This is a genomic window from Micromonospora sp. WMMD723 (assembly GCF_049863385.1).
Taxonomy (GTDB): domain Bacteria; phylum Actinomycetota; class Actinomycetes; order Mycobacteriales; family Micromonosporaceae; genus Micromonospora; species Micromonospora wenchangensis.
The window spans coordinates 3044565-3063367 of sequence record NZ_JBMKNR010000001.1 but is presented as its reverse complement, the minus strand read 5'-3'; the positions used below and the strand labels follow the sequence as shown (position 1 = coordinate 3063367).

Sequence of the window (18803 nt, the reverse complement as noted above, 5' to 3'; positions counted from 1 at the left end):
GCTCAGAACAGGAAGAACGGCGCGGTCGGGCTGCCCGCCCGGCCACCGGCGGGCGGAGGCGGCACGTCGAGCACCTGCTCGCCCCGGATCGTCTCCGCCGACGACGAGCGGAAGCGGTAGGAGACCCCGTTGGCCTCGTACATCATCATCACCGTCGGCAGCACGTACGTCGGGTTGCCCGGGTACACCGCCAGGTGGGTCACCCGCGCGCCCACGTCGGTGACGAGGGGAGTCTGCTGCACTCCGTCCACGCCCACCTCGTACACGGCGGAACGGTTGGTGGAACCGGCCACGGCCAGCGCGTTCTCCTGCGCCCAGTCCACCGCCGACAGGTCGGTCAGCGTGGTGGCGACATGGCGTACCGGGCCGAGCGAGACCACCCCGCCGTCGAGGCTGGCCGTGCTGAGACAGAGCCGCCCACCGACGATCAGCGCGATCCGGTGTCCGTCCAGCGAGGCGGCCACCGCGCTGACCGGACCCGCCATGCCCACCGGCACCGGCACCATCCGGGCCCGGTCGTCGAACCGGTAGAGCCGCCCGTCGGCCACCACCAGCCCGTACGGCTGGGCCGCACCGAGCGGACGCAGCCAGACCGGCCGGCCGATCGCCGCGAAGGTCTGCGTCGCCGGGGTCATCACCTGCACCGGTGCCACCCCAGACCCGGTGACCAGCCGCTGCCGGCCGCCTGGGGCGGCGGTGACCAGGGCGGCGAGGGTCTTCTCGGCGGTCCGCCGCACGGCGGCCGAGACGACGTCGTGGTTGTCCTCGGTGCGGATCGGCACGGTGCCGATCGCCTCGGCCTCGAAGGCGAGCGGGTGGATCGCCCCGGCGTAGACGGTGAACCGCTGCGGCCCCTGCGTGAGCGGGTAGACCGGGTTGGCCAGGCGGTGCGCGGCGAGGTCGTCGATGGTCACCCGGGACTGGTTGCGGGTGGTGAGCTGGAGCGGCCCGTCCAGGTCGGACAGCGACCAGGCCAACTGGATGCCGAGCTTCTCCAGCTTGCGCCGGTCGTCGCCGGGCAGGTCGAGGTTGACCTCCCACCGGCCGTCGGTCTTGACGGCGTTGTTGATCAGGGCGGTGCGGTCCGGCAGGCCGCTCACCCCCTGCCGCAGCCACTCCGACGGCCCGGCGATCAGCCACTTGACCGCCTCGCTGACCAGCCGCTCGGCCGGCACGGCCAGCGGCAGGTAGCGCTGGTCGGCGACCAGCCGGGTGGCGTCGGAGTTCCAGAAGTAGACCGTCCGGGTCTGGTAGTAGTCCCGCAGGGACAGCGTGTCGAGCAGCAGCACGGAGGGCGGATCGGTGACGTAGTAGCCGCCGGCCTCGGTGCCCTCCTGGCCCGGCTCGGCGGAGCCGCGCAGCGAGAACTGGTACTCGGTGTCGGTCACCACCGGCGGGCCGAGCACCCCGTTGGCCCGCAGCACCCCCACCTGCTGCACCGGCACCCGGACGGTGAGCAGGCCACTGGCGTTCTCGGTGATCACCGGATTCTCGATCAGCCGGACCACGTTGATCGCGACCTCGCTGCCCTGCTTCTCGGCGAGCCGGCTGCGGTCCTCCCGGGCGATGAACTGCTTGACCCGGGCGTACGCCCGCTCGGGCTCGCCGGCCGCGGCGGCCAGGAAGTTGCGGACGAACGTCTCCCGGTCGGCGCCGCTGGCCGTCCGGGTGGGCGGCTCGCCGCGACCGAAGCTGGACGAGCCCGCCGACGCGGCCGGCCCGGAGCCGTCCACCTGCACGTCGGTGTGGTCGGGGATGCCGCAGCCGGCCACGGCGGCCAGCAGCCCGGCGCAGAGCAGCCCGGCCAGGCCGCGCAGCCGGCTCACGACCGGACCTCCGCCCGCTCGTCGGCACCGGTGGCGGACCCGGGGCCGATGGCCAGCACACCCCCGCCGGCCGGTCCGATGGCCAGCAGGTCGCCGTCGCGGGGGCCACCGAACGGCAGGGTGGCGTCGGCGGGCACCAGCCGCAGCGGTGAGGTGGTGAGCCGGTCCCCGGAGCGGACCGGCAGGGTGAGCCGGAACTGGGCGCCCTGCCCGGGAGCACCCCACGCCTCCAGCCAGCCGCCGTGCAGCCGGGCGTCCTCCAGGCTGATCGACAGGCCCAGCCCCGTACCGCCGGTCTGCCGGGCCCGGGACGGGTCGGCCCGCCAGAACCGGTTGAAGACCAGCTTCTCCTCGCCCGGCTTGAGCCCGACGCCGTGGTCGCGGACGGTGACCGCGACGGCGGTCTGGTCGACGCCGAGGGTGATCACCACCGGCTTCGCCTCGCCGTGCTCCACCGCGTTGCCGACCAGGTTGCGCAGCACCCGCTCGACCCGGCGCGGGTCCACCTCGGCGATGACCGGGGTGGTCGGCACGGCCAGCTCGATGGTGACGCCGACCCGTTCGGCCAGCCCGGCGAGGCGGTCGGCGACCCGGTGCACCACCGGCACCAGGTCGGTCGGCTCGGAGTCGAGCATGGCGAAACCGGCGTCGAAGCGGCTGATCTCCAGCAGGTCGGTGAGCAGCTCCTCGAACCGGTCCAGCTCCGCCTGGAGCAGCTCGGCGCTGCGCGCCACCGCCGGGTCGAACTCGTCGCGCTCGGCGAAGATCAGGTCGGCGGCCATCCGGACGGTGGTCAGCGGGGTCCGCAGTTCGTGCGACACGTCGGAGGTGAACCGGCGTTGCAGGCGGGACATCTCCTCCAGGCGGAGGATCTGCCGTTGCAGGTTGGTCGCCATCTGGTTGAACGAGGCGGCGAGCAGGGCGAGGTCGTCCTCGCCGTCGACCACCATCCGCTGGTCGAGCAGGCCGGCGGAGAGCCGTTGGGCGGTACGCGCGGCGACCCGCACCGGAGTCACCACCAACCGGGTGACCAGGGCGGCGAGCAGGCCCAGCAGCAGCACCAGGGCCACCCCGGTGGCCAGCACGGTGGCCCGCGCGTCGGCGGCGGTGGCGTCCTGCCGGTTGAGCGGGACGAGGTAATACAGCTCCAGCTGGCCGAAGCGGGTCGGCACCGGGGAGCCGTAGACCAGGTACTTCGTCCGTTCGCCGGCGAGGCGTCCGGTGCGGATCTGGTGGGCCACCTTGCCGTCGGCGACGGCGGCCCGCAACTCCCGGCTGACCAGCGGGCGCACGTCCATCGCCGGTGAGGTGCGGGTCTCGATGATGCCGGCGTAGTTGTCGGCGGTGATCGCGACCACCACCCCGCTGGTCTGCTGCGGGTCACCCCCGGCCAGGTAGTTGACCGTGCCCTCGATGGTGTCCTGGAGCTGCGCCTCCTGCGGCTGGCTGTAGAGGAAGAACTGCTTGGCCGAGTAGTCGCTGCCGTTGCGCAGCCGCAGCAGCACGTCGGTCTCGGCGTTGTCGAGCAGGATGGCGGTGATCTTGTCGGCGATGAGGTAGGCGAAGCCGCCGACCAGCAGGCTGGACACCACCAGCGTGATGGTCACCACCCGGACCTGCAACGACCGTCGCCAGGTCTGGCGCAGGCCGGCGGTCACCCGCAGCGCACGGCCCACCAGCACGCGCCGCAGCGCCCGCGCGGCGGGACGCCAGCCGGCGGTGTGCTCGGGGGTCGGGTCGGGTGCACTGGTCACGGTGCGACCCAGGCTATCCGGTACCCGCCTTGTAGCCCACGCCCCGCACGGTCAGGATGATTTCCGGCCGCTCCGGATCCGGCTCGATCTTGGCGCGCAGCCGCTGCACGTGCACGTTGACCAGCCGGGTGTCCGCCGCGTGCCGGTAGCCCCAGACCTGCTCCAGCAGGACCTCCCGGGTGAAGACCTGACGCGGCTTGCGGGCGAGCGCGACCAGCAGGTCGAACTCCAGCGGCGTCAGCTTCACCTCCTCGCCGTCGCGGCTGACGGTGTGCGCCGGCACGTCGATGGTGATCTGGTTGCCGGGCGGGCCGATGGTCAGCATCTCCGGTGCTACGTCCTCGCCCCGGCGCAGCCGGGCCCGCATCCGGGCCACCAGTTCCTTGGGCTTGAACGGCTTGACCACGTAGTCGTCGGCACCGGACTCCAGGCCGAGCACCACGTCGACGGTGTCGCTCTTGGCGGTCAGCATGACGATCGGCACGCCTGATTCGCCGCGGATCGCCCGTGCCACGTCGATGCCGCTCATTCCGGGCAGCATCAGGTCGAGCAGCACGATATCGGGGCGGCTGTCCCGGAACGCGGCCAACGCCCGTTCCCCGTCGGCGACGAAGGAGGGCAGGAAACCCTCGCTGCGCAGGACGATGCCGAGCATCTCGGCGAGCGCGGGGTCGTCGTCGACCACCAGTACCCGGGCTCTCATGGGGTTTATGTTTCCATCCCCGTTCAGTTGGTGGGATCGGCGTCTGGATGGCACGGTACTGCCGGACGAGGTACCTCCGCACGTCCCACGCGCGATATCTCCCCCGATGACCGCATCGCGTGAGCCGCACGGTGGGTCCGCCCCACCGGTCGTCCCGTGTCACCATGATCCCCGGGCAGGTCGCCGCCCGCCAGCCACCATCCGCAGGAGTACGCGTGCCCGACGTCGGCCCGACCGCCGTGCTTCCCCGGCGTCCGCTCACCGTCGGCGAACTGCTCGACTCCGCCGTCCTGCTGCTGCGCGACCAGGGCCGGGTGCTGGTCCCGCTGGGCGTCCTGCTCGCCGCCGGTGAACAACTGCTGCTGTATCCACTGCGCCGGCTCGCCGACGCGCTGCCCCCGGTCTGGTGGAGCGACAGCGGGGTGTTCCCGCTGTGGTGGCAACTGCTCGCGGTGGGCGCCGCCGCCGAGGCGGTGATCGTCCTGCTGCTCGGCAACCCGGCCGCGCGGGCGGCCGGCACGGCGCTGCTCGGCCGCCGGGCCACGGTGACGGAACTGCTCCACCCGGCCGGTGCCCGCTGGGGCGTCACCCTGCTGCTCGCCCCGGCGGTGGGCCTGCTGATGCTGATCGCGGCGCTGCTCGGCCCGGCCTGGTTGGTCGGCTACGGGCTGCTCGGCTCGGTCGCTGCCGCGGTGGTGCTGGACCGGGTGCCCGGGGTGGCGGCGGTGCCCCGGGCGGCCCGCGTCGCGGCACGGGGCCGGGCCGCCGCCGTCCGGCTGCTGGGCTACCTCGGCTGGTGGGTGCTGCGGGTCGGCCTGGCCCTCGGCCTCTTCTTCGGCGTCGAGTCGCTGCACCTGGTCGACCTGGCCGACCCGGGCGTACGGGCCGCCGCCGCCATGCTCGCCTGGGGTGCGGTGAACAGCGTCGCCTACCCCGCCCTGGCCTGCCTGGACGCGGTGATCCACCTGGACGGCCGGATGCGCACCGAGGGGCTGGACATCCAGCTCGCCCGTACCCCCGTGGGGCTCGTCGCGGCCGGCCTGCCGGCGGTCGACCGGTGAGCCGGTGGTGGACGGAGGCCGTCGCCGCGCTCGGCGACGTGCTGCCGCTGCCGCTCGCGGCGCTGCTGGTGGTGCTGCTGGCCGGGGTGGTGGCGCTCGCCTGGTACCACTTCCCGGCCTGGGTGCCCCGCCGGCTGCCCCGGCTGCGACTGCCCCGCCTCCGGTGGCCCCGGTGGCGGCTGCCCCGGCGGCGACGCCGGACGGCCGACGGGCCGGTCGAGGTCGCGGTGGCGCTGCCCCGCCCCCGTACCGCCGACGACGACCTCCCGGCCGACGCCGCGCGTTCCCTGGCCGACCGGCTGGCGGCCGAGGGCCGGTACGCCGAAGCCGTCCGCGAGCGGCTGCGCGCCATGGTCCGCCGGCTGGTCGCGGTCGGCGCGGTGGCCCCCCGGGCCGGGATGACCGTCACCGAACTGACCGACGCGGCGGCCCGCGCCCGGCCCCCGGTCGATCCGCCGCTGCGCGCCGCCGGGGCCCTCTTCGCCGAGCTGTGGTACGCCCAGCGCCCGGCCGCCGCCGACCACGACCGGCGGATGCGGGAACTCGCCGACGACCTGGACCGGGCGCTGGCCGCCCCACCACCGGACGGGGACACCAGGTGACCGGCCCCGCCACCGCCACGGTCGGCGGCCCGCCGCCGGCCCCGCCGGCCGCGGGCGGCCCGCCACCGGCCGCGTCCGTGCGGCGGCGACGCCGCCGGCACCGGGTGCTCGTGCCGTTGGCGCTGGCCGCCGCCCTGCTCGCCGGCACGATCGCCGCCCACGAGGTGGACCAGCCCGACCCGGGCGACCCCGGCTTCCTCTCCCCCGTCGCCACCGACGACGACGGGGGCAGCCGCCTCGCCGACGCGCTGCGCGCCCGGGGGGTCACCGTCGCGCGGGAGACCGACCTGCTGCCGGCCCTGCTCGGCCTCGACCGTGGCCCGGCCACCCTCTTCGTCCCGGCGGCGGAGCTGCTGCACCCGGACACCCTCGGCGCGCTGGGCGAGCTGCCCGCCGGCCGACGGCTGGTCCTCGTCGACCCGTCCCGCCGGGTGCTCGAATCCGCCGGCCTGCCGCTGGTGCCGACCGACCGCCGCTGGGCCACCCGGGCGGTCGGCCCGGAGGCCGGCGGCCGGCCCTGCGCGGTGCCCGAGGCGACCCGGGCCGGGGTCGCCGCCGCCGGGCTCCAGCGGTACGCCGCCGTGCCCGGCACCGCGACCGCCCTCGACCGTTGCTACGCCGACGGCCTGGTCCGGCTGCCCGGCCGGGCCGAGGTGGTGGTGATCGGTGCCAGCGACCCGTTCCGCAACGACCGGATCGCCGAGCACGGCAACGAGGCGCTCGCCACCGGCCTGCTCGGCGTCCACGGGCGGGTGGTCTGGCTGGACCTGGACGGCCCGGCACCGGCGCCGACGTTCGGCCGGCCCGGCGGCACCGGCGAGCCCGCCTGGTCGCCCACCCCCGGCGGGTCCACCGGGTACGACGGCGACGGCAGCGGCGAGGCCGGTCCGGGGGGCCCCGGCACCGCCCCCGGTGACGGCGACGGTTCGGGGGACGCCCCCGACTCGGCCGGTCCCCCACCACCTGACGACCATCCGCTGTTGGACGCCTTCCCGCCCTGGTTCTGGGCGCTACTGCTCCAGCTCGCCCTGGTCGCCCTGCTGATCGTGCTGTGGCGGGCCCGCCGGCTCGGCCCGCCGGTGACCGAGCCGCTGCCGGTCGAGGTCCGCTCCGCCGAGACCGTGCTCGGTCGGGCCCGGCTCTACCAGCGGGCCCGCGCCCGGGGCCCGGCCGCCGCGACCCTGCGTACCGCCGCGTTGGGGCGGCTGCGCGGCCGGCTCGACCTGCCCGCGACGCTCGGGCCGGCGGAGGTGGCGGCCCGGGTGGCCGGACCGGCCGGCGGCACCCCGGAGCAGATCCACGAGCTGCTCTTCGGCGCGGCCCCGCAGAACGACACCGAACTGCTGGAGCTGGCCCGGTCGCTGGAGCGGCTGACCCGTACCGTGGCGGCAGCGCCCGGCCGCCCGACCGAAGGAGACCCCCGGTGACCCGACCCGCCACCACCGCCGAGCCCACGGCCGGCCCGGACGACGCCCGGGCCGCCCTGCACCGGCTGCGCACCGAGGTGGCCAAGGCGGTCGTCGGTCAGGACTCGGTGGTCACCGGCCTGGTGATCGCGCTGCTGTGCCGGGGCCACGTCCTGCTGGAGGGGGTGCCCGGGGTGGCGAAGACGCTGCTGATCCGTACCGTCGCCACCGCACTGGACCTGGACTCCAAGCGGGTCCAGTTCACCCCCGACCTGATGCCCGGTGACGTCACCGGTTCGTTGATCTTCGACCCGCGTACCGCCGCGTTCACCTTCCGGGAGGGGCCGGTCTTCACCAACCTGCTGCTCGCCGACGAGATCAACCGGACGCCACCGAAGACCCAGTCGGCGCTGCTGGAGGTGATGGAGGAGCGCCAGGTGTCGGTCGAGGGTGCCCGCCGGCCGCTGCCGGACCCGTTCATCGTGGCCGCCACCCAGAACCCCGTCGAGTACGAGGGCACCTACCCGTTGCCCGAGGCGCAGCTCGACCGGTTCCTGCTCAAACTGACCGTGCCGCTGCCCAACCGGGACGAGGAACTGGGGGTGCTGCGCGCCCACCACGCCGGGTTCGACCCGCGTGACCTCGGCGCGGCCGGCGTACGCCCGGTGGCCGACGCCGCCGACCTCGCCGCCGCCCGGGAGGCCGTCGGTCGGGTGCACGTGGCCGAGCCGGTACTCGCCTACATCGTGGACCTGTGCCGGGCCACCCGGGTCACCCCGGCGCTGGAGCTGGGCGCCTCACCCCGTGGGTCCACCGGGCTGCTCAGCACGGCGAAGGCGTGGGCCTGGCTGGCCGGCCGCGACCACGTCACCCCCGACGACGTGAAGGCCACCGCCCGGCCGACGCTGCGGCACCGGCTGCGGCTGCGCCCCGAGGTGGAACTGGAGGGGGTCGGCGTCGACGCGGTGCTGGACACGGTGCTGGCCACCGTGCCGACCCCGCGATGACCTGGCGGGCGGCCGTCCTGCTGCTGGCGGGCGTACCCACCCTGCCGTTCTGGCCGGACCCGGTGCCCGCCGTCGCCGTGATGACCGCCGTCGTGCTGCTGCTCACCGCCGTGGACTGGGCGCTCGCCGCCCCGCTGCACGGGCTCACCGTCGACCGGGAGGGCGACCGGACCGTCCGGCTCGGCCACCGCGCTACCGTCACGCTGCGCCTGGCCAACACCTCCGGCCGTACGCTGCACGCCCAGGTGCGCGACGGGTGGGTGCCGTCGGCGGGGGCCCGCCCGGACGTACCCCCGGACCGGGTGTCCCGGGTCGGACCGGGCGGCGTGCTGGTGCTGCCCAACCGGCTCACCCCCACCCGGCGCGGCGACCGGCCGGCGGTGACGGTGACGGTGCGTTCGTTCGGGCCGCTCGGGTTGGCGTTCCGGCAGCGGGCCGGGCGGCCCGCCACCCCCGGCTGGACGCTGCGCGTGCTGCCCCGGTTCGACTCCCGGCGGCACCTGCCGGAGAAGCTGTCCCGGCTGCGGGTCATCGACGGCACCCAGGTCACCCGGGGCCGGGGCCAGGGCACCGAGTTCGACACCCTGCGCGAGTACGTCGTCGGCGACGACGTGCGCTCCATCGACTGGCGGGCCAGCGCCCGCCGCTCCGACGTGCTGGTCCGCACCTGGCGGCCGGAGCGCGACAGGCGGTTGGTGTGCGTGCTGGACACCGGCCGCACCTCGGCGGTGCGCGTCGGCGACGTACCCCGGCTGGACGCCGCCATCGACGCGGCGTTGCTGCTGACCGCGCTGGCCGCCCGCGCCGGGGACCGGGTCGACCTGCTGGCCGCCGACGCCACGATCCGGGCGACCGTCACCGGCACCGGACGACGGGACCTGCTGCACCGGCTGGTCGACGCGCTCGCGCCGGTGCACCCGGCGCTGGTGGAGACCGACTTCGACCTGATCGTCGCGGAGATCCTGCGCCGGCACCGGCGGCGCAGCCTGGTGGTGCTGCTGACCGCGCTGGAGCCGGGCGCGCTCGCCGAAGGGCTGCTGCCGGTGCTGCCCCGGCTGGCCGCCCGGCACCGGGTGGTGGTGGCGGCCGTGCACGACCCGGTGCTCACCGCGTTGACCACCGGCCCGCCGGTACGCCCCGGGGACGCCTACGCCGCCGCGGCCGGCTGGCGGGCGCTCGCCGAGCGGGACCGGGTCCGCGCCGCCCTCGGCCGGTACGGCGTGACCGTGGTGGACGCCCCGGCGGACCGGCTCGCCCCGGCCCTGGCCGACACCTACCTCCGGCTCAAGGCCCTCGGTCAGCTCTGACCCGGGCGGGTCAGCGGGGTGGCCGGGAGGTGGGGTGCCAGGCCCGGGCCGGGTCGGTGCTGGGCCAGAGTTCGGCCAGCCACGGGTCGACCCGTTCGGCAGGGGCCCGTTCGGCGGCGACCGCCCGCCGGCCGAGCAGCACCACGTAGGCGAAGAAGCCCAGCCAGACCGCCGCGCCGACGCCGACCCGCAGCGCCACCGGCACCGCTGCCGGGGTGACGAACGCCTCCAGCAGCGCGGAGACCGCGAACAGCCCGACCAGGCCCACCGCCACCAGGATCGCCGACCGGCCCGCCTCGGCGACCGACCGGCCCCGGCCCAGGTGCTCCGGCGGCGAGATCCACGCCCAGGCGGTACGCAGCCCGACCCCGGCGGCCACGAAGACCCCGGTCAGCTCCAGCAGCCCGTGCGGGGTGATCAGTCCGAAGAAGACGTCGGAGCGGCCGTAGGAGACCATCACGCCGCCCACCACCCCGATGTTCAGCGCGTTCTGCCACAGCAGGTAGAGCACCGGCACGACGAGCACCCCCGCGGCGAGGCACTGGGCGGCGATCCAGGCGTTGTGGGTCCACAGGTGGAAGGCGAAGGTCGGGGCGGAGAACTCGGTGTAGTAGCCGGCGAATCCGGAGTCGACCAGGTCGGCGGCGGCGTCCGGGCCGATGAACGCGGCGGCGGTGCCCGGGTTGCCGGCGACGTACCAGATGAGGAAGCCGCTGAGCAGGCTGAACCCGGTCGCCACCGCGCACCACCACGGCCAGGCCCGGTAGACCGCGGCGGGGAACCCGACGGTGAGGAACAGCCCGAGGGCCGACCAGGAGGCCCGCTGCCGGCCGGTGATCCGGGCCCGCGCCCGCAGCACGAGCTGGGAGAGCCGGCTGACCAGGGCCGGGTCGGGTGCCTGGCTGCGCAGCGCCGACAGGTGGGTGGCGGTGCGCTGGTAGAGGACGATCATCTCGTCGATCTCGTCGACGTCGAGCCGGCGACGGTCGCAGAGCAGCTCCAGCCGTCGCCACTCGTGGCCGTGCTCGGCGACGTACGCGTCGAGATCCACTGGTCCTCCCCCGTCCCGCGACCATAGTGTTCACTGTCCGGGTGAGCGCGCAACCACCGGTGCCGGCCGGCACCGTCCCGCCCGGCGTCGACCCGGCGGGGCGCTGGGCGGACGCGGGGCTGGTCAGCGGCGAGGCGGTCGCGCTGGACGTCCGGGCGGCACGGCTCGGTTCCCGGGTGTTGGCGCTGCTGATCGACATCGTCGGTCAGCTGTTCTGCGCGGCGCTGCTGGCCCTCACGCTGACCCCGCTGGTGCTGATCGTGCTCCCCGACCAGGTGGTGGACCGAGCCCTCACCGGCGCGTTGGAGACCCTCGGCCTGGTGCTGGTGGTGGTCGGCTACCCGGTGCTCTGGGAACGCCTCAACCACGGCCGGACGCCCGGCAAGCTCGCCGTGGGGCTGCGGGTGGTCAGCGCCGACGGCGGTCCGGTGCAGCTGCGTCAGTCGCTGACCCGGGCGCTGGTCGGCGCGGCCGTGGAGTGGCCGGGGCTGGTGCTGCCGCTGCTGAGCTGGGTGGCCGGGGCGACGGTGATGCTGACCGACCCGCGTGGCCGACGGCTGGGTGACCTGGTGGCCGGCACGATGGTGGTGCACACCCGCACCACGCACCCCTGGCGGCCGGCCCCGGGGATCGTCGCGCCGCTGGTCGGCTGGGCCACCACCCTGGACCTGACCCGGCTGGACGACGCGCTGGCCCTGGCGGTGCGGCAGTACCTGACCCGGGGACAGCAGATCGTCGAGCCGTACCGCAGCCGGCTGGCCCGGGAGCTGTGGCGTGAGGTGGCGGCGGTGACCGCACCGACGCCGCCGCCCGGCGTACCGGAGCCGTTGCTGTTGGCGGCGGTGCTGGCCGAACGCAACAGGCGCGGCTCGCTGCGCCTGCGCCACCAGCGGGCGCTCACCGCCTCCCTCTGGCCCGACCCGGCGACTCCCGCCGTCGCGCCGGCCGCCGTCGACCCGCCGGCCCCGGCCGGGGTACGACCGGCCGCGCCGGTGCTCCGGTCGGCGTCGCCGGACCACCCGGCCTGACCGGTACGCCTCCCAGCCGAACCACGCCGCTCAGCCGAACAGGGTGCGGCCCCACCAGTCGGCGGCGTCGCGGACCCCGGGCGGGCAGGCGAACAGGCCGCTGGAGACGTGCCGCAGGTACTCGTTCATCGCGTCGTTGCGGGCCAGCCGGGTCTGGATCGGCACGAACTGCCGGCGCGGGTCCCGCTGGTAGGCCATGAAGAACAGCCCGGCGTCGAGCCGGCCCAACCCGTCCGACCCGTCGACGTAGTTGTAGCCCCGGCGCAGCAGCCGGGCACCGTCGTTCTGCGTGGGGTGGGCGAGGCGCACGTGCGAGTCCACGGCGATCACCGGCTGGCCGTCGTCGCCCTTCGCGGCGAAGTCCGGCTCGTCGAACTCGTCGCGGCGGCCCAGCGGCGCACCACTGCCCTTGGTCCGGCCGACGATCTGCTCCTGCTCGACCAGCGAGCTGCGGTCCCAGGTCTCGATCTGCATCCGGATCTTGCGGGTGACCAGGTAGGACCCGCCGGTCATCCAGTCCGCGCCGTCCTCCGGCTGGGCCCAGAGCTGCTCGCGCAGCAACCCGGCGTCCTCGGCCTTGAGGTTGGCGGTGCCGTCCTTGAAGCCGAAGAGGTTACGCGGGGTCGCCTGGTCCCGCGACGTCGACGAGGTACGCCCGAAGCCGAGCTGCGACCAGCGGACGCTGACCACGCCCATCCCGATCCGGGCCAGGTTGCGGATGGCGTGCACGGCCACCTGCGGGTCGTTGGCGCACGCCTGCACGCACAGGTCGCCGCCGGAGATCTCCGGGCGCAGCGCGTCCCCGGCGAAGTGCGGCAGGTCGGCCAGCGCGGCGGGGCGGCGGCCGGCGATGCCGAACCGGTCCCGGCCCTGCGCGTCGCGGAACAGCGTCGCGCCGAAACCGACGGTCAGGGTGAGCTGCGACGGGGGCAGGCCCAGCGCCTCGCCGGTGTCGTCAGGCGGGGCCTCCGGCATGCCGCCGACGGCACCGATCACCCCGGCGTCCTTCCCACCGGTCATCCGGGCGGCGGCGGCCGTCCACTCCTGGAGCATCGCCACCAGCCGGTCCCGGTCCTTGGTGATCACGTCGAAGGCGACGAAGTGCAGCCGGTCCTGCGCCGGGGTGGTGATCCCGGCCTGGTGTTCACCGTGGAACGGCACCGCACCGGCGGCCCCGTCGTACGCGGCGGCCCGGTCGCCGTCGCGGGTCAGCGCGCCCGCTCCGGCGGCCACCCCGGCCACCCCGGCGACCCCGACCCCGGCGAGGGTGATCGCCCGCCGCCGGGACAGCCGGCGGCGTCCCCGGCCGGCGGTGCTGCTCTGCTCGCTCATCGACTCTCCTGGGAGGGACCGGCCGCCGTACGACGGCCGTGCTGACCCGTCGTCACCGGGCGACGGCGGCGGCGACCTTGCTGACCGGCTCGGCGAGGGCGTTGATGCTGTCCGACAGCTCCTTGAGGTCGGTCTTGCTCAGCTGGGTGTGCAGCTTCCAGCCGTCGCCGTCGCGGTGCTTGCCGAGCGCCGCCTCCACGTTGGCGAACTCCTTGTCGAGCTGGGCGACCAACTCCGGGGCGCGCTGCTCCAGCGCCGGCCGGAGCGCGGCGACGGCGGCCTTGGAGCCCTCCAGGTTGGCGTTGAAGTCCCAGAGGTCGGTGTGCGAGTACCGCTCCTCCTCGCCGGTGATCTTGCCGCTGGCCACCTCGTCGAGCAGGGCCTTGGCCCCGTTGGCGAGCTGGAGCGGGGTGAGCTTCTCGGCGTTGGCCCGGCTCACGATCTCCTTGACGTCGACCAGCAGCCGGTCGGCGATCGGACCGTCCTTGCTGATGTCGCCGGTGGTCCAGAGGTCCTTCTCGATCCGGTGGAAGCCGGTGAACTCCATGCCCTCCTCGATGACCTCCTCCCGACCGTCGATCTTCGGGTCGAGGTCGCCGAAGCTCTCCGCGACCGGCTCGATCCGCTCCCAGTAGGTGCGGGCCACCGGGTACAGCGCCTTGGCCTTGGGCACGTCGCCGGCCTTGACGGCGGTGACGAACTCCTCGGTCTTGGTCAGCAGGGCGGCGGTCTGGCTGGTCACGTACCGCTGGTAGCTGGCGGTGGCCTCGGTCAGCGCGGCGTCCGGGGCCACCGTCGCGGCGGTGCCGCTGACCTTCAGCGCGCCCCGGATGCCCCGGCCGCTCATGCCGGGCTTGCAGGCCGTCTCGTACGTCCCCGCCGGCAGCTCCACCCGCAGTTCCCGGCTCAGCCCCGGGGCGATGTTCTCCACCTCGCCCATCACCCGGTCACCGGCGGCGTAGACGTAGAACTCGTTGACCTTGCTGCCGGAGTTGGTCACGGTGAAGGTGGCCTGGCCGGCGTCCAGCTCGGTGACGTCGACCTCGCACACGCTGTCGGTGGCCTTCACCGTGACCGTGTTGCCGGCGCCGGCGTCGGGCTGGTCGTCCTTGCCACCGCAGGCGGTGACACCGGTGACGGCGAGTGCGCCGACGGCGGCGAGCACCAGGAAACGGGTGGTACGCATCGTTGCTTGTCTCCTTGCAGAGGGCGGTGGATCAGGCGCGCCGCGACCCGGCCGGCTGCACGGTGGCGGGGCCGTCCTGCGCGGCGGTGGCGTCGCCATCGGCGGCGGTGGTCGTAGGTCCGTCGGCGGCCGTGGTCGTGGCGTCGGCGGCGGCGGGGGCCGGGGTGGGCTTCGCCGGGGCGGCCGGTCGGCGCAGGAACAGCACCAGCACCGGTACGGCGTACGCGACCCAGGCGACCATCTCCAGCACGCTCGGCGCGGCGGTGACGTTGAACATCCCGGCCAGCAGGGCGGCGTACCAGGTGCTGGGGTCGAGCACGCCGGTGATGTCGAAGGCCAGGTCGTTCAGGCCGGGCAGCACCCCGGCCTCCTGGAAGTCGTGCACGCCGTACTTGAGGATGCCGGCGGCGACCAGGATCAGCAGCGCGCCCGTCCAGGTGAAGAACGTGGACAGGTTGATCCGCACGGCGCTGCGGTAGAGCAGGAAGCCGATCCCGACGGCGGTGGCGATGCCGCCGATCAGGGCCAGCAGCGGCCCGGAGCCGGTGCCGCCGGTCGCGCTCTGCGCCGCCGAGTAGAAGATCAGCGCGGTCTCCAGACCCTCCCGGACCACCGCGAGGAAGGCCATCCCGGCCACCGCGAGCGACCCGACCGCGAGTGCCTCGCTCAGCTTGCCGCGCAGCTCACCGGCGATGGTCCGGGCGGCCCGACGCATCCAGAAGATCATCCAGGTCACGAAGACCACGGCGGCGACGGAGGTGACGGCCTCGAACAGCTCCCGGTCCTCGGAGCGGGCCAGCAGCGAGGTCGAGGTGTACTCGATCAGCCAGCCGAACAGGACCGAGAGCGCCACGGCGAGCCCGACGCCGGCCCACACCTGCGGCAGCCGGTCCCGGCGCTGCGACTTGACCAGGAAGGCCACCAGGATGCTGACGACGAGCGTCGCCTCCAGGCCCTCCCGCAGGCCGATCAGGTACGTGGCGAACATCGGTGCTCCGTGTCGTGGTAAGGCTTGCCTCAGGCAACTTAGGGCAGCCATACCTTCCTCCTGATCGGTGCTTCCGTCAAGTCGTTCCTGACAGCTTCACCCTGGTCGGAAGGGTCGGCCCGGACCCGTCGCCAGGGGGTGCCGACCCGCCGCCCGACGTGGCAGGATGCGGCATACCCCCAGGACAGGACGCCCCGTGGACGACGCGCCCCGCAGCCCCACCCTCCGCCCCGCGGACACCCCCGCACCAGGGACTTCCGGCCCGTGTGCGCTACGCCACCGTCGGCCGGGCGGGCACCGGTGAGGGGCTTCGGCCCGTGGCTGGCCGTCCTCGCGCTGGTGATCGTCCTCAACGCCCTGCGGCTGCGCCCGCTGGCCGTGGCCGTCTCGCTGGCCTGGCTCGCCTGGTGCGTGTGGACCTGGGTACGCCCGACCCGCCGCGGCCCCGGCCCGTCCTGATCCCGCCGGCTCCGGCCCGACCCGCAGACGGGCGAGGGGCCGGCCACGACGTGGCCGACCCCCTCCTGCGTACGGGTTGCTCAGTAGCGGTAGTGCTCCGGCTTGAACGGGCCCTCGGGCGAGACGCCGAGGTAGGCGGCCTGCTCCTTGGTCAGCTCGGTCAGCCGGGCGCCGAGCGCGTCCAGGTGCAGCCGCGCCACCTTCTCGTCCAGGTGCTTGGGCAGCACGTAGACGCCGACCGGGTACTCGTCGGTCTTGGTGTACAGCTCGATCTGGGCGATCGTCTGGTTGGCGAACGAGTTCGACATCACGAAGCTCGGGTGGCCGGTGGCGTTGCCCAGGTTCAGCAGGCGACCCTCGGAGAGCACGATGATCGCGTGGCCGTCGTCGAAGCGCCACACGTCGACCTGCGGCTTGATGTTCTCCCGGGTGACGTCCGAGCGCTTCGCCAGGCCGGCCATGTCGATCTCGTTGTCGAAGTGGCCGATGTTGCCGACGATGGCCTGGTGCTTCATCCGGGCCATGTGCTCGTTGGTGATGACGTCGAAGCAGCCGGTGGCGGTGATGAAGATGTCGGCCTGCTCGACCACGTCCTCCAGGGTGGCGACCTGGTAGCCGTCCATCGCCGCCTGGAGCGCGCAGATCGGGTCGACCTCGGTCACCACGACCCGGGCGCCCTGGCCGCGCAGCGACTCGGCGCAGCCCTTGCCCACGTCGCCGTAACCGAGCACGACTGCCATCTTGCCGCCGATCAGCACGTCGGTGGCCCGGTTGATGCCGTCGATCAGCGAGTGCCGGCAGCCGTACTTGTTGTCGAACTTGCTCTTGGTCACCGAGTCGTTGACGTTGATGGCCGGGAAGAGCAGGGTGCCGGCCCGGTGCATCTCGTAGAGCCGGTGCACGCCGGTGGTGGTCTCCTCGGTGACGCCCTTGATGCCGGCGGCGATCCGGGTCCAGCGCTGGTTGTCCTCGGCGAGGCTGCGGTGCAGCACCTGGAGGATGACCGCGTACTCCTCGGAGTCGGCGGACTCGACCGCCGGGACCGCCCCGGCCTTCTCGAACTCGACGCCCTTGTGCACCAGCAGGGTGGCGTCACCGCCGTCGTCGAGGATCATGTTCGGGCCCTGCCCGTCCGGCCAGGCGAGCACCTGCTCGGTGCACCACCAGTACTCCTCGAGGCTCTCGCCCTTCCAGGCGTACACCGGGACGCCGGACGGCGCCTCCGGGGTGCCCTCGGGGCCGACCACGATCGCCGCGGCGGCGTGGTCCTGGGTGGAGAAGATGTTGCAGGACGCCCAGCGGACCTGCGCGCCGAGGGCGACCAGCGTCTCGATCAGGACGGCGGTCTGGATGGTCATGTGCAGCGAACCGGTGATCCGGGCGCCGGCGAGGGGCTGGGCGTCGGCGAATTCGCGGCGGATCGCCATCAGGCCGGGCATCTCGTGCTCGGCGAGGCGGATCTCCTTGCGCCCGAACTCGGCGAGCGACAGATCCGCCACCTTGTAGTCGCCCTCGGCGAGGGTGCTCGGCCGGGCGCCGCTGTGCGACGCCGGGAGGGTGCTGGTCATGAAGGCTCCTGTCGAACGATGGCTGCGCGACCATCAACCTTACGCCCGCCTCCTCGCGGCGCACTGTGGGCCGCCTCGAGACAGCGCACGGGGCGGTCGGCGTGGGACGAAACCTCCGTCCACCTGCCGGCCGCCCCGTGCATCCCCCCGGTTTGGTTACCCCCGCGCGCCGCCGGACCTTCGTCGCGACAACGCTGCGTACTCATGAGATTACCGTGAGGCACGGATCAGTCAAGCAATTCGGGAAAGTCGGACTTGCGGCGTGGCGCAGGTCGCTGCGCGGTGCCGTCAGCCGCCGCACGTGGCGACGAACGCCGTGCCCGTACCGGACAGCACCAGCGCCGCACCCGCGGCCCTGCCCACGGCGGCCTGCCCCGGGCCGAGCATCACCGCCCCCTGGCCGTCGTCCACCCCGACCTTGCCCCGGTGGCAGAACACCACCCGGGGGCCGGGCAACGGCAGCCGGACCTCCGGCCCGGCCTCGTCCACCGTCACCCGGTGCAGCGCGAAGTCGTCCACCGGCACCGGCCAGCAGACCACCCCGGGCGTCACCGGGCGGGCGACGAGGACCGGCTCGTCCAGCACCTCGAACCGCAGCACCCGCAGCAACTCGTCGACGTCCACGTGCTTCGGGGTCAGCCCACCGCGCAGCACGTTGTCACTGGCCGCCATGATCTCCACACCGGTGCCGCTCAGATAGGCGTGCAGGTTGCCGGCCGGCATCCAGATCGCCTCTCCCGGCGTCAGCCGAACGTGGTGCAGCAGCAGCGCCACCAGCACCCCCGGATCGGCCGGGTAGCGGGTCGCCAGGTCCCGGGCCAGTTCCGCGTCCGGCCCGGCGGCATCCGCCGTGCGCACCGCCTCGACCAGCCCGGCACGGTCGCCGTCCGGCCAGCTCAGCAGCGCGCGTACGGCCTCCCGCAGCCCCGTCGGCCCGGCCCGCAGCGCGGCCACCACCGAGGACAACTCCGGTACGCCGAACCCGGCCAACGCCGTCGCCGACAGCTGCGGGTCCCGGAACCCGCAGAGCGCGTCGAACGGCGTCAACGCGACGAGCAACTCCGGCTTGTGGTACGGGTCGACGTAGTTGCGTGGCCCCCGCGCCCGCTCCGCCACCCCGTCGACCCACCCGTCACCGGCCTGCCCTGCCCCGGCCGGCCCGTCGCCTGCCCGCTCGACGTCAGCCTGCTCGGCGGCGTAGCCGGCGCGGGCCTGCTCGGCGTCGGGGTGGGCCTGCAGGCTCAACGGGGCGTCCGCGGCGAGCACCTTCAACAGGAACGGCAGCCGGGTACCGAACCGGCCGACCACCTCCGTGCCGAGCCAGTGGTCCGGCTCGGCGACCAGCAGGTCGGTCAGGCTCACCCGCGCACCGTCCCGGTCGACCATGGCCGGGCCACCCGGGTGGGCGCCCAGCCACAGCTCCGCCTCCGGGCCGTCGGTCGGCGCCGGTCGCCCCTGCAACTCGGCGAGCGCCGAGCGGGACCCCCAGGCGTAGTCGCGGATCGACCCGTGCAGCAGTTCCACG

Annotated in this window: 16 protein-coding genes; 7 read left to right on the top strand and 9 right to left on the bottom strand. The window is 74.4% G+C overall.

The features are described from left to right. Positions 1-2 precede the first annotated feature (2 nt). The 3 genes from ACN261_RS14000 to mtrA are packed head-to-tail and all read right to left on the bottom strand — an operon-like array spanning position 3 to position 4283. Positions 3-1826, bottom strand: coding sequence for an LpqB family beta-propeller domain-containing protein (locus ACN261_RS14000; RefSeq protein WP_421485708.1), 1824 nt, complete (start codon positions 1824-1826; stop codon positions 3-5). Next, positions 1823-3580: an MtrAB system histidine kinase MtrB gene (gene mtrB, locus ACN261_RS13995; RefSeq protein ID WP_421485706.1), complete on the bottom strand. Its 1758-nt coding sequence runs from the start codon at positions 3578-3580 to the stop codon at positions 1823-1825. Before mtrB ends, ACN261_RS14000 begins: the two co-directional genes overlap by 4 nt. Before the next feature lie 13 nt (positions 3581-3593). Next, entirely contained in the window at positions 3594-4283 is a 690-nt protein-coding gene (mtrA, locus tag ACN261_RS13990; protein WP_067306208.1) for an MtrAB system response regulator MtrA, read from the bottom strand. Positions 4284-4498: 215 nt separating this feature from the next. Between mtrA and ACN261_RS13985 the strand changes: the two genes are divergently transcribed. Genes ACN261_RS13985 through ACN261_RS13965 form a run of 5 tightly spaced genes read left to right on the top strand, consistent with a single transcriptional unit; the run spans position 4499 to position 9666 of the window. Beyond that, positions 4499-5344, top strand: a complete 846-nt coding sequence (locus ACN261_RS13985; protein ID WP_425850431.1) for a hypothetical protein — start codon at positions 4499-4501, stop codon at positions 5342-5344. Then, on the top strand, positions 5341-5946 hold the full coding sequence (locus tag ACN261_RS13980) for a DUF4129 domain-containing protein (protein WP_421485702.1): 606 nt from the start codon (positions 5341-5343) through the stop codon (positions 5944-5946). Before ACN261_RS13985 ends, ACN261_RS13980 begins: the two co-directional genes overlap by 4 nt. Further along, positions 5943-7373: a DUF4350 domain-containing protein gene (locus ACN261_RS13975; RefSeq protein WP_425850429.1), complete on the top strand. Its 1431-nt coding sequence runs from the start codon at positions 5943-5945 to the stop codon at positions 7371-7373. Before ACN261_RS13980 ends, ACN261_RS13975 begins: the two co-directional genes overlap by 4 nt. Further along, positions 7370-8359: an AAA family ATPase gene (locus ACN261_RS13970; protein ID WP_204928226.1), complete on the top strand. Its 990-nt coding sequence runs from the start codon at positions 7370-7372 to the stop codon at positions 8357-8359. Before ACN261_RS13975 ends, ACN261_RS13970 begins: the two co-directional genes overlap by 4 nt. Next, a complete protein-coding gene (locus tag ACN261_RS13965) occupies positions 8356-9666 on the top strand; it encodes a DUF58 domain-containing protein (RefSeq protein WP_421485698.1) in 1311 nt (436 codons plus the stop codon). The genes ACN261_RS13970 and ACN261_RS13965 overlap by 4 nt, the downstream gene beginning before the upstream one ends. Before the next feature lie 10 nt (positions 9667-9676). Here the strand turns inward: ACN261_RS13965 and ACN261_RS13960 are convergent, their stop codons facing one another. Then, positions 9677-10717, bottom strand: coding sequence for a stage II sporulation protein M (locus ACN261_RS13960; RefSeq protein WP_425850424.1), 1041 nt, complete (start codon positions 10715-10717; stop codon positions 9677-9679). A gap of 41 nt (positions 10718-10758) precedes the next feature. Between ACN261_RS13960 and ACN261_RS13955 the strand changes: the two genes are divergently transcribed. After that, complete coding sequence (locus ACN261_RS13955) at positions 10759-11745, top strand: RDD family protein (protein ID WP_425850423.1); 987 nt, start codon at positions 10759-10761, stop codon at positions 11743-11745. A 30-nt stretch (positions 11746-11775) separates the two neighbouring features. Here ACN261_RS13955 and efeB read toward each other — a convergent pair whose 3' ends face one another. The 3 genes from efeB to efeU are packed head-to-tail and all read right to left on the bottom strand — an operon-like array spanning position 11776 to position 15251. Next, positions 11776-13077, bottom strand: a complete 1302-nt coding sequence (gene efeB, locus ACN261_RS13950; RefSeq protein WP_425850421.1) for an iron uptake transporter deferrochelatase/peroxidase subunit — start codon at positions 13075-13077, stop codon at positions 11776-11778. Between the two features lie 52 nt (positions 13078-13129). Continuing rightward, complete coding sequence (efeO, locus tag ACN261_RS13945; protein ID WP_425850418.1) at positions 13130-14263, bottom strand: iron uptake system protein EfeO; 1134 nt, start codon at positions 14261-14263, stop codon at positions 13130-13132. A gap of 31 nt (positions 14264-14294) precedes the next feature. Beyond that, positions 14295-15251 (bottom strand): iron uptake transporter permease EfeU, encoded by a 957-nt coding sequence (gene efeU, locus ACN261_RS13940; protein ID WP_421485690.1) that lies wholly within the window; start codon positions 15249-15251, stop codon positions 14295-14297. Positions 15252-15551: 300 nt separating this feature from the next. Between efeU and ACN261_RS13935 the strand changes: the two genes are divergently transcribed. Further along, positions 15552-15710: a hypothetical protein gene (locus ACN261_RS13935; protein WP_204928231.1), complete on the top strand. Its 159-nt coding sequence runs from the start codon at positions 15552-15554 to the stop codon at positions 15708-15710. Positions 15711-15790: 80 nt separating this feature from the next. Here ACN261_RS13935 and ahcY read toward each other — a convergent pair whose 3' ends face one another. After that, entirely contained in the window at positions 15791-17278 is a 1488-nt protein-coding gene (ahcY, locus tag ACN261_RS13930) for an adenosylhomocysteinase (protein ID WP_088642955.1), read from the bottom strand. Positions 17279-17566: 288 nt separating this feature from the next. After that, positions 17567-18802 (bottom strand): mannose-6-phosphate isomerase, class I, encoded by a 1236-nt coding sequence (gene manA / locus ACN261_RS13925; RefSeq protein ID WP_425850413.1) that lies wholly within the window; start codon positions 18800-18802, stop codon positions 17567-17569. Position 18803: the final 1 nt, after the last annotated feature.